The sequence below is a fragment of the Liquorilactobacillus aquaticus DSM 21051 genome (genome assembly GCF_001436755.1).
In the GTDB taxonomy this organism is placed as follows: domain Bacteria; phylum Bacillota; class Bacilli; order Lactobacillales; family Lactobacillaceae; genus Liquorilactobacillus; species Liquorilactobacillus aquaticus.
On sequence record NZ_AYZD01000016.1, the window covers coordinates 1 to 15,152 of the forward strand.

At 36.3% G+C, this 15,152-nt stretch carries 13 protein-coding genes and 1 tRNA gene; 9 read left to right on the plus strand and 5 right to left on the minus strand.

Annotated elements, in window-relative coordinates; genetic code table 11:
• The 4 genes from FC19_RS05450 to helD all read right to left on the minus strand — a co-directional run.
• Positions 1-414: transposase (locus FC19_RS05450; protein ID WP_162261183.1), on the minus strand; the 414-nt coding region annotated here is incomplete at its 3' end.
• Between the two features lie 236 nt (positions 415-650).
• Positions 651-1,244: a sigma-70 family RNA polymerase sigma factor gene (locus tag FC19_RS05455; protein ID WP_057875990.1), complete on the minus strand. Its 594-nt coding sequence runs from the start codon at positions 1,242-1,244 to the stop codon at positions 651-653.
• 197 nt (positions 1,245-1,441) lie between these two features.
• A tRNA-Thr gene (locus FC19_RS05460) sits at positions 1,442-1,514 on the minus strand.
• An 86-nt stretch (positions 1,515-1,600) separates the two neighbouring features.
• The gene (gene helD / locus FC19_RS05465) at positions 1,601-3,883 is read right to left on the minus strand and encodes an RNA polymerase recycling motor HelD (RefSeq protein WP_057875991.1); all 2,283 of its coding nucleotides are present in this window, start codon (positions 3,881-3,883) and stop codon (positions 1,601-1,603) included.
• Positions 3,884-4,246: 363 nt separating this feature from the next.
• Here helD and trpS point away from each other — a divergent pair, with 363 nt between their 5' ends.
• Positions 4,247-5,263: a tryptophan--tRNA ligase gene (trpS, locus tag FC19_RS05470; protein ID WP_157061270.1), complete on the plus strand. Its 1,017-nt coding sequence runs from the start codon at positions 4,247-4,249 to the stop codon at positions 5,261-5,263.
• Between the two features lie 52 nt (positions 5,264-5,315).
• On the plus strand, positions 5,316-6,251 hold the full coding sequence (locus FC19_RS05475) for a Ppx/GppA phosphatase family protein (protein WP_057875993.1): 936 nt from the start codon (positions 5,316-5,318) through the stop codon (positions 6,249-6,251).
• Positions 6,252-6,560: 309 nt separating this feature from the next.
• Here the strand turns inward: FC19_RS05475 and FC19_RS05480 are convergent, their stop codons facing one another.
• A complete protein-coding gene (locus tag FC19_RS05480; protein WP_057875994.1) occupies positions 6,561-7,352 on the minus strand; it encodes a substrate-binding periplasmic protein in 792 nt (263 codons plus the stop codon).
• Positions 7,353-7,471: 119 nt separating this feature from the next.
• Between FC19_RS05480 and FC19_RS05485 the strand changes: the two genes are divergently transcribed.
• From FC19_RS05485 to rsmA, 7 genes are all read left to right on the plus strand, one after another.
• On the plus strand, positions 7,472-8,749 hold the full coding sequence (locus FC19_RS05485) for a hydroxymethylglutaryl-CoA reductase, degradative (RefSeq protein WP_057875995.1): 1,278 nt from the start codon (positions 7,472-7,474) through the stop codon (positions 8,747-8,749).
• Positions 8,736-9,692, plus strand: a complete 957-nt coding sequence (locus FC19_RS05490) for a hypothetical protein (protein ID WP_057875996.1) — start codon at positions 8,736-8,738, stop codon at positions 9,690-9,692. Before FC19_RS05485 ends, FC19_RS05490 begins: the two co-directional genes overlap by 14 nt.
• A gap of 24 nt (positions 9,693-9,716) precedes the next feature.
• The gene (locus FC19_RS05495; RefSeq protein WP_057875997.1) at positions 9,717-10,418 is read left to right on the plus strand and encodes an NAD-dependent protein deacylase; all 702 of its coding nucleotides are present in this window, start codon (positions 9,717-9,719) and stop codon (positions 10,416-10,418) included.
• A 190-nt stretch (positions 10,419-10,608) separates the two neighbouring features.
• On the plus strand, positions 10,609-12,627 hold the full coding sequence (gene metG, locus FC19_RS05500; RefSeq protein WP_057875998.1) for a methionine--tRNA ligase: 2,019 nt from the start codon (positions 10,609-10,611) through the stop codon (positions 12,625-12,627).
• Positions 12,628-12,879: 252 nt separating this feature from the next.
• Positions 12,880-13,650: a TatD family hydrolase gene (locus tag FC19_RS05505; protein ID WP_057875999.1), complete on the plus strand. Its 771-nt coding sequence runs from the start codon at positions 12,880-12,882 to the stop codon at positions 13,648-13,650.
• A 1-nt stretch (position 13,651) separates the two neighbouring features.
• Entirely contained in the window at positions 13,652-14,227 is a 576-nt protein-coding gene (gene rnmV, locus FC19_RS05510; protein ID WP_057876000.1) for a ribonuclease M5, read from the plus strand.
• A 40-nt stretch (positions 14,228-14,267) separates the two neighbouring features.
• Positions 14,268-15,107: a 16S rRNA (adenine(1518)-N(6)/adenine(1519)-N(6))-dimethyltransferase RsmA gene (gene rsmA / locus FC19_RS05515; RefSeq protein WP_057876066.1), complete on the plus strand. Its 840-nt coding sequence runs from the start codon at positions 14,268-14,270 to the stop codon at positions 15,105-15,107.
• The last annotated feature ends 45 nt before the right edge of the window (positions 15,108-15,152 follow it).

The window sequence follows — 15,152 nt, forward strand, 5'->3', positions numbered from 1 at the left end:
AATCTTTGTCCCATCAATAAAAGATACATCGTCAACCATGCCATTTTGACGGAGATATTGGGTCAGTTGTGATAAACTATCAGCTGTTAAAGTAGTCAGTTCTTCAGAAATTCTAAACCGACAAATTGTTCGGTAAGACGGTACTTGATCGGAGATCAACCAACTAGCTGGCTTGTTTTCACGGGCAAAGCGTTCAATTTTTCGGCTGCTGAAAATACCATAACTGTACGCCAAAAGAACCAGCTTTAACATGGCACCGAGATTGTATTCCCGTGGGCGGCCAAACTGGTAATCATATTTTATTTTTAAGCTTTCAACCAACTGATTGATGTAACGAGCTGGATGGTTTTCTTCTGGCAGATAATCTAAAGCAATACTCAAGGTAGTTTGATTTATGTTATAATAGTCTTGCATATTAGGAATGTCCTTTCGGGGATAATTTCGTAGAGTATCGGGTGTGACCGATACTCTTTTTTATTTTCTATTATAACAAAGGCCAGTCTGGAAGAAACCAAAGATTTTTCCAGACTGGCCTTTGTTATGGAGACTTATGTCACAGCCTCTTTTTTGTGTATGCTAAGACTTAGCTTTATCATAATTCTTTATTCTTATACATGTTTGTGTTTTAGACCGGTACTTTATTATATATTTTATGGCTCATCAAAACGTGAAGAAAGTTTATTTCTGCTTTGAGCTATTGAACGATTAACCTTGATTATAGGTAAGTGTAAATCTGAAGAAATACGCTCAGGTGTATATTGTTCAAAAACAAGTAAATTAAAAATAGAGTATTCAAATTCGTTCATATCTTCCGCCATAGATAGAATTGTTTCTTTCGCTAAAATTACTGCTAATGTACTAGAAACCAATAAATCTGTTTCATGCGCAGATTCACCCTGTGTCTCTAAAAGTTGATTGTAAGACTCAGCATATATGTCTCCTCTTCTTTTTTTGGCTGTTTCTCGGCGTAACAAGCTGCAAAAACAATTAAGCAGACTTTGCTGAAAGAACCGTCCAAATGAAACGTTGTTTGAAACATCATAAGCTAAAGCTGTTCGATAACAAACTATGCGAGCTTCCTGGATCAAGTCTTCAGTTTCTAAAAGTCTGAAGTTATAGCGATTAATAACCTTATTAACCATAGGGTAGTATTTATGAAAGAGCTTATCGAAAGAAGCGCTCTCATTTCTAGTGCAAATAGCATCAATTAATAAATTGTCTTGCTTGGATGACTCTTTATTCATGTTTTAATCCTCCATTTATTATAATTTATGTTTCCATCAATTAATATACAGAGTTCCACATAAAAAAAAGAGAAGTAGGTTATGAAAACTAAAAAATATGCTAAAAAATTAGTTAAAAATTACAATTTTTTCTGAAATATATTTCAACAACATAAAAAGCACAAAGCAGAAGTTCAGATGCTTTGTGCTAAATAATAAGCCACTTACCGGATTTGAACCGGTGACCCCCACCTTACCATGGTGGTGCTCTACCTGCTGAGCTAAAGTGGCATGAATTGTTACCTTAGATAGTATATTATATCGTAGTTTTAAAATCAATAACAATTCAAAAAAAGTTAATTTCACCTGTGTATTTTTTAATTTTTATGTGGCAGAGTTACTTGATGTTCAATTGAAAAAAGTTTACTGGGAATGCTTTGAATTAAAGGAGATGTTTCACCGATACTCAATAGAACGAGTTCATGCATAGCACGTGAGCAAATCGTATATAGTGTCCCGAGCGAGTGCTCGTCTTGATAATTATTCGAAGATACATTATATGCAATCACAGCATCGAATTCGAGACCTTTTGCCAAATAAACTGGAAGCACTAAAACACCTTGAGGTAGTGAACGTGCAGTATTGTCGATCAGCGTTAAGGGACGCTTTGAATGGAGCTTGCGGTAAATTGTTTTGCATTCATTCATATTGTTGGTGATAATCGCAACTGTGGTGTTGGAATTGAGCAACTGCGATATTTGTACGTTAATCTTACTGAGAGCATCTGAATGATCAGTGGCAATCAGTACTTTCGGCTTTTTACCTGAGCGTGTAAACGCATGAATCTTGTTACCATCAGGAAGCAGAGCTTTGATAAAATTTGTGATGTTGCTTGTTGAACGATAACTTTTATTCAATTGAATAATGCGAGCTCTTTTTACAGTGAGCGTCTTTTTCAGATTATCCAGAAATACAGTGGGTTCTTGAACATCTGAAAAAAGTGCTTGTTCACTATCACCAAGTAATGTTAGTTTTGCTTGCGGAAAAGCAAATTTAAGATATTTTAACTGGGCTAATGAGTAATCTTGGATTTCATCAATAAACAAATGCTGAATTTTTTGATTTTGACCACCGCCGGTCAATAAATCTCTTAGATAAAGCAATGGCGCACAATCAGCTAGTGAAAGGCGATGAAATTCGACCTGAGTATTGAATAAAGTTTCTGAACCGCTTAAATTTTCCGTAAGAAAAGCGGAGTATTGACGATAAATATCCAAAAAATAGTTATTGTAAATTGCGTCGTAAACTGATTTGAATCTATCTTTTACTATTTTCAAAGCTAAATAATGTTCTTCCTCAGCAAGCTCCCCAAAACGAGAACGCTTGTAATCAGAAACTAGGTCTAAATACTCTTCATCACTCAAACTAGCAATCTTGTCTAAAACCCATTTACTGCGAGTTTCTTCAGATATAAAAAGTTTCAATTTCTTTATAAGCAGATTTTTGGTTTCAAGGAAACGATGTGAGGGAGATAGGGCTTCCGGTAGAGAGGAATATGTTGATTTTATCGATTCTTTATTGAAAATAACACGGTCATCTAACATAATATCTGTAAACTGCAAGTCATCTGCAGTTAAGTTAAGAACATAACTTCTTACATTTTCCATAAATGCTGTCGTTTCTTTTTTTTGAGTATACGCGTATCTTTTTTTAGATGAAGATAATTTTTTCTCATAACTGTCAAATAATGTTTCAACGTTCAACCCTTCAAAACGTTGTGAAAAAAACTCGGCTAAAGTAACTTGACGCATGTTGCGTTCACCTAAACTAGGTAGTACTTCAGAAATATAATGACTGAAGAGGAGATTAGGCGAAAAAAGAACGATCTGATCGGCATTTAAATCACTTCGACTGTGATAAAGTAAAAAAGCGATACGCTGAAGAATAGCGGAAGTTTTTCCACTGCCAGCTACTCCTTGAACGAGCAACAAATCACTGTGTGTATCTCGAATGATAACATTTTGTTCCTGTTGAATAGTAGCGACGATGTTTTTCATATATTCGTCGCTTGCACTACCTAGTATTTCTTGTAAAATATTATCGCCAACAGTTTCATTGGTGTCAAACATATTTTTAATTTGAGCATTTTGGATTAAAAATTGGCGTTTTTTGAGCAAATCGGTTTCTTGTTCACCAATCGGAGCGTCATAACTAACTTTTCCCAAAGTACCGTTATAAAAGATACTCGAGATTGGTGCGCGCCAATCATAAATCAGAAAATCTTGTTTTTCGTCGACAAATGAAGAAATACCAATGTAAAGTGTTTCGGGTATGTCTTCACCTTCATCAAGAATATCAACTCTTCCAAAATAAGGTGATTTTTTTAAATCTTTCAATGTTGTTAATTGTCGCTTTAAAATAGTCTCATTTTCAACATTTTTAGCAACCAATTGTTTTTGCTGTTGAATCTCAGCATTAGTTTCAATTCGGTCATCAATTTCAAAGGTATTTATTTTAGCATTTTGGACATAATTTTTTTCAACAGAAGATGTTTCTTGATGGGCTTTCAAATACTCTTTTTCTTTTTTATTTAAGGATTGTTTTATTTTTGCTACAACGTTATCGACTCTTCGTTGTTCTTGCAGACGTTCTTTATCCATACTTTAAGCCCTCCTGAATATTTTTTCATAGAAAGTAATACTAACACACTCTTTATCTAACAACAATTATTTGAGAAGGGCTGTTAATCTGCAGGTTTCTATGATTTTGACTTTACGATTTTTGTTGGGTACAATGGTGTTATTGAAGTATGCAGATTGAGTAGTCAGATTATCAAAAGAGATGTGTTGTTTGCTGAAAAACACAACAATCTGATGAATTGGAACTGCAAGGATAAATTAGTTCTAATTGAATAGAAGCTCAAGTGGCAGGAGTATCCTGCAATTTAGGTGGTACCGCGGTGAAAAAATCGTCCTATTGCTAGGTGGCAATAGGATCTTTTTATTTATAATTATTGGAGGAAAATTATGAAAAAAGTTATTTTAACAGGCGACCGGCCTACAGGAAAATTGCATATTGGTCACTATGTCGGATCGCTTAAAAATCGAGTTGCGTTACAGAATACCGGTAATTATGATCCCTATATTATGATTGCAGATCAGCAGGCATTGACTGATAACGCACGTGATCCTGAAAAAATACGCAACTCATTGATTCAAGTGGCTTTAGATTATTTAGCTGTTGGAATAGATCCTGAAAAGTCCACAATTTTTGTACAGTCACAAATTCCAGCATTAACAGAATTGACAAGTTATTATTTGAACTTGGTTACGGTCTCACGTCTTGAACGAAATCCAACCGTTAAGGCTGAAATTCAGCAGAAAAATTTTGAACGCTCTATACCAGCGGGCTTTTTTGTTTATCCAGTTAGCCAAACAGCTGATATTACAGCATTTAAAGCAAATCTTGTTCCGGTAGGTGACGACCAGGAACCAATGATCGAGCAAGCACGAGAGATAGTCAGAAGTTTCAACACAATTTATGGAAAAGATATCTTGGTTGAACCAGAAGGAATATTCCCTCCTAAAGGCGAAGGACGTCTTCCAGGATTGGATGGTAACGCTAAGATGAGCAAATCATTAGGAAACTGTATCTATCTATCAGATGATGCTGATACATTGCGTAAGAAAGTTATGTCAATGTATACTGACCCAGACCATATTCATGTTGAAGATCCGGGAAAGATCGAAGGAAATATGGTTTTTACTTATCTTGATATTTTTGGAACTGATAAGTCCGAGATTGCCGAATTAAAAAAGCATTATCAAGAAGGCGGACTTGGAGACGTTAAAATCAAACGCTACTTGAATGAAATTTTAGAAGCTGAATTTGCTCCTATCCGGAAAAAAAGAGCTGAATTTGCCCAAGACATCCCTGCTGTATATGATATTTTAAAAAAGGGCAGTGAAAAAGCCAATAAGGTAGCTGAACAAACTTTGGCTGAAGTTCGGGGTGCAATAGGTGTTAATTATTTTGGTTAAGTAAGCTGCATATGATGAGTGAAACTTGAGGAGAGGTATGGAGGGAAGTACGTTGGAAAATTTGGTTATTCTTGATTTTGGGTCAAATTCAGCACGGTTGGCGATTAATCGAATTTCTACTGGGGGAGAGTTTAAAGAAATAAAAAGAATCAAAGAAACAACTCGTTTGGCTGAGGGGATGGGGCAACAAAATGGTACAAAAAAAATGCTCGAACCGAAAGCTGTTGAACGTACTTTGAACGCGGTCAAATATTTTATTAAAGTATACCAGAATTATCCTCATAGCAAAGTTTGTGCAATTGCAACGGCAGCTGTCAGAGAGGCAGAAAATAGTGCTTTCTTCTTACAGTCAGTCAAAAAGATGACAGGTGTTGATGTTAAAATCCTCTCAGGTCAAGATGAGGCTTATTATGATTATCTTGGTGTTATAAATTCATTGCCTCTTAAAGATTGCATTATAGTAGATATGGGTGGAGGAAGCTGTGAGATTATTTTAGTTAAAGATAGAAAGGCACAACACTTGGAATGCATTCCTTACGGAGCAATCAGTTTGACTGAGCGTTTTGGTGCTGAAAAAGTAATGAGCGCAAAACAACTTTTTAAGTTTGAAACTTTTGTTCAGGAACAATATCAGAAACTAGGATGGTTAAACGAAGCACATGGTGTTCCTATCGTATTACTGGGGGGCTGTAATCGGACTGTTGCACGTATCCAAAAAAGAAGGTTGCATCAAGGCAACCTCGAACAAATCCATGGTTTCAAAATAACACGGAAAGATTTTACAGATGTTTATGCCGACTTACTGGGAAAGAACAGATATGAACGGAAAGCTGTCAATGGAATGGAACAAAATCGTGCGGATATTATTTTGGGTGGAATGACACCTATTGTTATGTTGCTTCAAATTTTACAGAGTTCAAATGTCTTTTTTTCTGAAAGTGGAGCTCGGGAAGGCTTCATGCATACTTTTCTTAATGAACAGAATTGATTTTTTAGATTGAAGTACATCTTCCTGAGTGTTTAGGATTTTAATATCTTTGATGTAGCGCTATAAAGTAAATCTTTGAATAAGTTATAGGTAGGTAAAAGATTTCTAGGAACATGTGGCTGCGTTAAATGCGAGTCAAACTCAAGGAGCCGTGACAAAACTTTTGTTTTGCTACGGCTCCTTCCGTTATGTCTGTCGAATTATGTTTTCAAGTTTAGCTGCGCTTTTTATAAAAGTGGTTTATTTTTGACCAGAAGAATACTTTGAAAGCTGAAATTTTGAACTCTGCAAAATCCAAAATAGTTGTGTTTACTGTTTTGACCAATCCTGTTTGAAGAATTTTTGTGAAAGACTGGCAAGTGTACCATCTTGTTCAAATTGGTTTAGGCTAGCATTTATTTTGTGAAGGAGTGCTTTATTGACAGGCATGATTCCAAATATTTTTTGAGAAATAATTGGTGGAAAAGGATTATTTCTGGATAATTCGTTTACAAAAAGTGGCTCTTTTTGCAGAACTGAAGAATAAGTATAATCACTCATGACTGCAGCTCTGACTTTTTTCGCAAGGACATCGTGTAACATTTTTTGCGGCTGGGAATATTGGACAAACCTTATGTGTTTTCCTTGCAATGTTAGTGGCACATCTAAATGAGCTGAAATTGCAACTTTGCGGTTTGCTAGCGTGTCTAAGTTGCTTATTTTATGATTAGACACAGTAAGCAGCAGATTTGGCTGATATAAATAAGTATTAGTTTTATAATATGAATCTTTATTTAACGTAGTAGGATTCTTATTAAGAAAAAGTAGCTGAATTTTCCCATGCTTGAATTTACTGTATAATTGTTCACGGGAACCCGTAATGAATTTTGTGCGCATATCATTTCTTTGGGCAATTTTTTTGGCAAGTTCAACATTAAAGCCAACTAATTTTTTTTTATGATTGTACCAGCTATAGGGTTTGTTTTGAGGAATGACACCAACAAATAAAACGTTCTTTTTTGCTGGTTCAGATTTAAAAATAAGATTTACAGCCACTATTAATATTGTACATAAAAAAAGAGCAGCTGCGGCTATAATCAAAGATTTATATTTTTTACGCATGATCAGCACACATTTGGCAATGGTGCCTACCTCCCTTTTATACTTTAATGATCTTAATATTATTATATAATGAAAGTCGGACAATTACACCCTAATGTATTTTTAGAGGAGAGAACATAATGAAAGGCTTTGAAAAATTTTACCGTAGAAAATTACAGGAAAGATGGGATATTTTACAGGATGAAGGAATACTGACAAAGGATGACATCAAATGTTTAAGGAACACAGTATCTTCATCTGAATTGGGAAACTCAATGATCGAAAATTTCATAGCCGATTATTCGATTCCAGAAGGAGTCAGTTTTCACTACCTAATCGATGGGCAAGAATATCTTGTCCCTATGGTAACAGAAGAACCATCGGTAATTGCCGCTAGCAGTCATGGGGCAAGCATAGTAAAAAAAGCCGGTGGTTTTAAAACAAAGATCAAGCAGCGTTTAATGCTTGGACAGATAATTGTTGAAAATTTTAAAAGTTTTGAAAAGCTGAATGAAGGAATCGAAAACGAACAGCAATCACTTCTTAGAATAGCAAATAAAGCTCATTATTCTCTGATTAAACGTGGCGGTGGTGCAAGATGGATTCGCTGCAGGCCATTAGCTGATGATTTGCTATCTATTGATTTAGCAGTGGACGTACGAGAAGCAATGGGAGCAAATATGCTTAATACAATGTTAGAAGCAGTTGCGGATCACATTCGGGCAGTTTTTGATGAGAATGTCCTAATGAGTATTTTGTCCAACTATGCTACCGAATGTTTAGCAATTGCTGAATGTAGTATCCCTCTTTCGGTTTTAGGAAAAGAAAGCTTTACTGGTGAAGAAATAGGGCGTAGGATAGTCCAGGCGAGTCGAGTTGCACAAGTTGATCCATATCGTGCAGCAACACATAATAAGGGTATTATGAATGGTGTTGACGCTGTTGCTTTGGCGACCGGAAATGATTGGCGTGCAATTGAAAGCGGCGCGCACGCATTTGCTGCGCGTGATGGACAGTATCGAGGGTTAAGTCAATGGACAATTTCAGATGAGCAACTAAAAGGTCGAATTGAATTGCCTTTGCCAGTTGGAAGTGTTGGCGGATCTATCGGAATTTTACCGCTTGTAAAGATCAATCAGAGAATCTTAAAGATAAAAAATGCAGAAGAATTGGAAAAAGTAATTGCTTGTGTAGGATTAGGACAAAATCTTGCTGCACTGTATGCTTTGATCTCAGAGGGAATTCAGAAAGGGCATATGCGACTGCAGTCAAAAACGTTGGCAATAGCTGCCGGAGCTAAGCCTGATGAACTCCAACAAGTCTTAGCTGTAATGAACAAGACCAAGGAGAAAAATTCAGCAACTGCTAAAGCAGCAATAGACAAGATTAGGAGGAGTAAACGGCATGACAGAAATTGAGTTAAATGAAGCGGCAAAAAGAGTCGTTGTGGAGCTAAAAAAAATTTATCCCAATAAATTAAATATAAAATATCATGATAAAAAAATCGGTTTCTTAAGGCATGATCAAGCACAGCAGTATTTGCACAATGGTGAGATGGTAATAGAGGTAAACGACGTAACAGAACCAAATTATACAGTTTCACATGAGTTACTGCATTTGTTACTGTTATTTAAGGGAGCCCCGCAGATTTCCTTTAATATCACAACAGGTAGTAAAGAACTGGACAATAAAATAATGGCCACTGGAATGGAACTTTACGACACTATTTTGCATTTTCTGGTGTATAGTCAGCAAAAAGATCGAGGGCTAATTAATGATGGTGTTAAAGAATTATATTTTAAAGGTGTCTTAGCAACACTAAAGCCTGAGCCTCAAAATAGCACAGATGAATGGATGGTTTTAAGAACATTGACGCTACTAGACACATTAGTTTTTTTTGAAGATGAGGAAGAGAGAATCTTATCCAAGTTAAAGACGCTATATCCGCGGACCTTTGCTGCTGCTCAAAAAATATATGCAGCATTAACAGTGAAGGAGATTAGTTCAGCATTTGAGATAAGAAGGGCAGTCGTTAAAGTATTTCGTCTGTTTGATCAGCAACTAGAACAATGGAAAATGCCACCAATGAATCTGCAAAATTTTGTAACCTTGACAGCGGTTTTGAGTAAAAGGCAGAAGCGCTTGGAAGTACGACAGTTATTTTCTATTTTTCATTCTGAATTGCATGAAAATTTGCAAGATACAACTGCTTATATTGGTATTTCAAAAGCTGATCAGCAAAATACTTTTGTTTTACCAACACCTCAAAGTAAAAAAACTGAAGAAGAATTCAAACGCATCTACGCGATGCCAATCGGAGACTTTATGGATGAACTTGCTATTCCTTATTTAACACGTTAAATCGTTGTTAGGAGGTTTGTAGTAATGACAGATTTACAGAGGATGCTGGATGATGCTCATAATATTGTTTTTTTAACGGGAGCTGGTGTTTCAACCCCTTCAGGGATACCTGATTACCGGTCTAAAAGTGGGTTGTACTCACAAAACTCGAATCCGGAATACCTTTTGAGCAAAGCTTGTTTAAAAAGGGAGCCATCGGTTTTTTATAATTTTGTAACAAAGCAGATGTATTACCCATCGGCCAAGCCCAATGCTATTCATAAAAAAATAGCGGCTGCTTCGCATGTTTACCATGTGAAAGTTATTACACAAAATGTTGACGGTTTACATTTAAGTGCGGGGACTGACGATGTTTTGGAGTTTCATGGAAATTTGTATCATGTATATTGTCAAAAATGTGCTAAAAGAGTAAGTTATCGCAGCTATCTGGACAATATGATTCACCAAAAATGCGGCGGGATACTTAGACCAGATATTGTCCTTTATGGAGAATCAATTAGTTCAAAATTGCTACAGAGAGCGATCGATATATTAGAGAAAGCCGATCTGATTGTTATTTGTGGTACTTCGTTGCGTGTTTATCCCTTTGCGGGTTTAATTCAGTATCGTTCCTCTAAAGCAAAAATAGTAGCAATCAACCGTGAGAGAATTGTTCTTCCTAACAATGGAGAAATGATTCTTGAAGATGCAGAACAGGTGTTTGTAAATTTAAAGTTTAGTGAGTGAAGGGGAGACTAAGACTCTACCAGGATGATATGCGAAAGAACGTGTACTATTAGTTTTTTACGCAAGTCAATGCTAAGAAATATGATATACTTACAGTAACTAACGAAAAATTAAAAACAATTTAAAGTGCAGATAAAAATATAAGTATTATCAGGATTAAAAAATAGCTAAGCTGAAGGGAATTGATCTAATGGGTGAAAAAAAGACGTTCTATATAACTACTCCGATTTATTATCCGTCGGGGAAATTACATATTGGGAATTCTTACACGACGATTGCGTGTGATGTTATGGCACGCTATAAAAGATTACAAAATTTTGATGTTTTTTTCTTGACGGGTACTGACGAACACGGTCTTAAGATTGAACAGAAGGCTGAAGAGCTTGGAACAACACCCAAAGCTTATGTAGACAAAATGGCTGCGAGCATAAAAAAGCTTTGGAAACTTTTGGAAATTTCAAATGATAAGTTTATTCGGACAACAGATGATTATCATGAAAAGGCTATTCAAAAAATTTTCCAGGCATTGTTAGATAAAGGTGATATCTATCTTGGTGAATATGAAGGCTGGTATTCTGTTTCTGACGAAGAGTATTTTACTGAATCGCAATTAGCCGAAGTATATCGTGATGAAGAGGGAAAGATTATCGGTGGAAAAGCTCCTTCTGGACATGAGGTTGAATTGGTTAAAGAAGAGTGCTACTTCTTTAAAATGAGCAAATATGCTGACAGGCTTGTAAAATACTATGATCAACATCCTGATTTTATCGTTCCAAGTTCACGCAAACATGAAATGCTTAATAACTTTATAAAACCGGGGCTTGAAGATTTAGCTATTACACGTACGACATTCAATTGGGGAGTCAAAGTCCCGAGCAATCCTAAGCATGTTGTTTATGTGTGGATTGATGCTTTGTGTAACTATATCACAGCCTTAGGTTATGGAACTGCTAATGATGAGTTATTTAAAAAATATTGGCCAGCTGATATTCAAATGGTTGGAAAAGAGATTGTCCGTTTTCACACAATTTACTGGCCAATTATATTGATGGCACTTGACTTACCTCTTCCCAAGCATGTCATTGGGCATGGTTGGCTTTTGATGAAAGATGGTAAAATGTCTAAATCTAAGGGGAATGTTGTTTATCCAGAGATGCTGGTTGAACGCTATGGATTGGATGCGTTAAGATATTATTTGATGCGGGTTGTTCCTTTTGGAAATGATGGTGTTTTTACACCAGAAGATTTTGTTGAACGTATCAATTATGACTTAGCGAACGACTTGGGTAATCTTTTAAATAGGACTGTTGCCATGATCAACAAGTACAATGATGGTGTTGTCCCCTCATTAAGCAAGGGAGAAGACATAACTGGCTTTGATGCTGATCTAGAAGTAAAAGCAACAGAGATAGTGGAAACTTATAAAAAAGAAATGGACTCAGTCCATTTTTCAAATGCCTTAGATGCCATTTGGCAATTTGTTAGCCGGACAAATAAGTATATCGATCAAACTGAACCTTGGATCTTGGCCAAAGACACAGAGAAAAAAGCTAAATTGGACAGCGTGCTTGCTCACCTAGCAGCTAGTTTGCGTGTACTTGCCATTTTATTGCAGCCAGTAATGACTCATGCGCCAAAAGAAATTTTCAAACAGTTAGGGCTGCCTGCTGAGAATATGAGTATCGAAGAAGTGACCTTCAATGAGTTTCCTAAAAAAGTTCAAGTTGTTGCCAAAGCGACACCAATTTTTCCACGGTTAGATGTTGAAGAAGAGGTTGAATATATTAAATCCAAAATGACAAAAAACGAAAAAGTCAAAGGACGCAAGGCAATTGCTGAGGCCAAACAGAAGGATTCAAATTCATTGAATTTAACTAAAAAGGAAATTCGATTTGATAAGTTTGATAAAGTTGAATTGAAAGTTGCTGAAGTTTTGCAAGTTTCGCACGTTAAAGGTGCTGACAAATTATTGAAGTTCCGTTTAGATGCTGGAGATAATGGCGATAGACAGATTCTATCGGGAATTGCTGAATGGTATCCTAATCCAGAAATACTTGTAGGTAAGAAAGTCATTATTGTTGCTAACTTGCAACCGCGTAAGATGCGTGGAGAACTTAGTCAAGGGATGCTCTTGTCTGCTGAATACGGAGATCAGGTCAAACTAATAACAGTGGACAATATTATTCCAAACGGTTCTTTAATCGGTTGAGGTTAGTTGTGGATAGATTGCTAAGTTAAGGTGAAAACAGTGAACCACGAAGACGGCTCAATTTTGATTAGATTATAAGTCGTTTATATTTAAGTGAAAAGATTTGACTTTGAGAACACATTAATGCAAAATTGCATGTCAAATTCAAGGGGCCATGACAAAATTTAGTTTTGTCACGGCCCCTCTGGCATAACTGGGCTTTACAATGATTTTTTTATTTAAGATAACGCTCAGTTTGTGGAGGAAATGAAAATGGAAATTTTTGATTCACACACTCATATTAATGCCCCTGAGTTTAATGGGGAAACTGCTGAGGTGCTTCAAAGAGCACAGGCGTTAAATGTGACTAAAATGCTCGTCATAGGCTATGATAAACCAAGCACGGGACGATTGTGTTCTTTAATGGAACGGTATAAAGGAATTGTGTATGGGGCAGTGGGATGTCACCCAGAGGATGCAGCAAATTATAATGATGGTCTGATAGAATACTTAAAAAGCAGTTTGGCTCATCCTCAAATGCGTGCTTTAGGTGAAATCGGTTTAGACTACCATTGTGATACACCGCGTGAAATTCAGAAAGAAGTATTTATATCTCAAATTAAACTTGCTAGGGAGTTGGACTTGCCCATTAGTGTCCATAATCGAGATGCGTTTGAGGATGTTTATACAATTTTGAAAGAAACAGGAGTTCAGAAAATAGGTGGTATTATGCATAGCTTCAACGGGGATGCGTTTTGGGCACAAAAGTTTTTACAGCTCGGCATGTCTTTGTCATTTAGTGGTGTGGCCACTTTTAAAAATGCCACTGATGTTCGGGAGGCATTTATAGCTACACCTTTAGAAAGAATATTGTTAGAGACTGATGCTCCCTATCTTACTCCAGTACCTTATAGAGGTAAGAAAAATGAGCCAGGGTACACACGCTATACGCTTGAGTATTTGGCTCAAGTTAGAGGAATAACTAATGAAGAACTCGCTGCTGTTTCTTATGAAAATACAAAAAAAATATTGAGGATCAAGTAAGATGAATAAACTTAAAGAAGTAATCATTGTGGAAGGTAAAGATGATACCAAGAGAATAAAATTGGCGGTTAATGCTGACACATTGGAGACAAGAGGCTCTGCCATTAGTGATGAAACACTTGAACAAATAGCTAAGCTGCAAGAAACAAGGGGAGTTATTGTTTTCACTGATCCTGATTTTTCAGGTGAAAAAATACGTAACATAATTACACGTGAAGTTCCGGGAGTCAAGCATGCTTTTTTGAATAAAAAAGATGCTGTGCCACATACCAAAGGGAGCTTGGGTGTTGAGCATGCATCTCCTGAAGCAATTCGCGAAGCACTTGCCCATTTATATACTGAAGTAACAGATGGAGAGCCTTTGATTTTACGGGAAGATTTAATGATGATGGGTTTAATGTCAGGACCAGAAGCAAAAAAAAGACGTGCTCTTTTAGGCGAAATCTTAAAAATAGGTTACACTAACGGCAAACAACTGTATAATAGACTGAATTTATTTCAAATAACGCCTGAACAGTTAGAGAAAGCTATGGTACAAATTAAGCGAATGGAGGGAAAAAACAGTGAGAAACGATGATAGACCTGAGATTGCATCTCCGGTCAGAACAAGGGCGATCATGGAAACCTATGGTTTAAACTTCAAAAAAAGTTTAGGTCAGAATTTTTTAACAGACGTTAATATTTTGAAAAAAATTGTTAATGCCGCAGAGCTCGATGAAAATGATGACGTAATTGAGATAGGACCAGGCATTGGTGCGTTGACTGAACAAATAGCTAAAAAAGCACATAGCGTTTTGGCTTTAGAACTTGATGACCGTCTAATCCCTGTGTTAGCCGAGACTTTGGAACCATATGATAATATTCAGGTAATTAAACAGGATGTACTTAAAGCTGATTTAAAACAATTATTGTCAAAATATTTTGACGGACAGCACCGTGTGAAAGTTGTCGCTAATCTGCCGTATTATATTACTAGTCCAATTATTATTCACTTGCTTGAAACAGGAATTCCTTTTGATTCGCTTGTTGTTATGATGCAAAAGGAGGTTGCAGAACGTCTCAGTGCACAGCCTGGAACGAAAGCTTATGGTTCATTAACAGTCCGTGTACAATATCAAATGCATGTTAAAGTGGCATTCACCGTTTCTAAAACTGTTTTTGTCCCTCAACCTAAAGTTGACTCTGCGATTGTTGTTTTAAGCCCTAAAGAAGTGCTCACCTTGCCTAAAGATGAACAGCTCTTTTTCAAAGTAGTTAAAGGTTGTTTTCAGCATCGACGGAAAACGATTTGGAATAATTTGCAGTCTTTTTTAGGCAAACAAGTAGATAAGGAGAAACTGCATCAATTACTTCTAGGACTCGACGTATCTCCGAAAACTAGAGCAGAAAAGTTATCGATTGACAAATTTATTCAGTTGACCAATAAAATTATTGATTCCAAGATCATTGAAAAATAATTATTTTTTAATTGAATTATGGTGTCGTAGTGTGGTATAATTGCT

Bases quoted from the DNA above. Each gene is read 5' to 3' on its own strand.
- FC19_RS05490 (WP_057875996.1), top strand. From the start codon at position 8,736: ATGACAGAAATTGAGTTAAATGAAGCGGCAAAAAGAGTCGTTGTGGAG.
- FC19_RS05480 (WP_057875994.1), bottom strand. From the start codon at position 7,352: ATGCGTAAAAAATATAAATCTTTGATTATAGCCGCAGCTGCTCTTTTT.
- FC19_RS05505 (WP_057875999.1), top strand. From the start codon at position 12,880: ATGGAAATTTTTGATTCACACACTCATATTAATGCCCCTGAGTTTAAT.
- FC19_RS05455 (WP_057875990.1), bottom strand. From the start codon at position 1,244: ATGAATAAAGAGTCATCCAAGCAAGACAATTTATTAATTGATGCTATT.
- rnmV (WP_057876000.1), top strand. From the start codon at position 13,652: ATGAATAAACTTAAAGAAGTAATCATTGTGGAAGGTAAAGATGATACC.
- metG (WP_057875998.1), top strand. From the start codon at position 10,609: ATGGGTGAAAAAAAGACGTTCTATATAACTACTCCGATTTATTATCCG.
- helD (WP_057875991.1), bottom strand. From the start codon at position 3,883: ATGGATAAAGAACGTCTGCAAGAACAACGAAGAGTCGATAACGTTGTA.
- FC19_RS05495 (WP_057875997.1), top strand. From the start codon at position 9,717: ATGACAGATTTACAGAGGATGCTGGATGATGCTCATAATATTGTTTTT.
- rsmA (WP_057876066.1), top strand. From the start codon at position 14,268: ATGGAAACCTATGGTTTAAACTTCAAAAAAAGTTTAGGTCAGAATTTT.
- FC19_RS05485 (WP_057875995.1), top strand. From the start codon at position 7,472: ATGAAAGGCTTTGAAAAATTTTACCGTAGAAAATTACAGGAAAGATGG.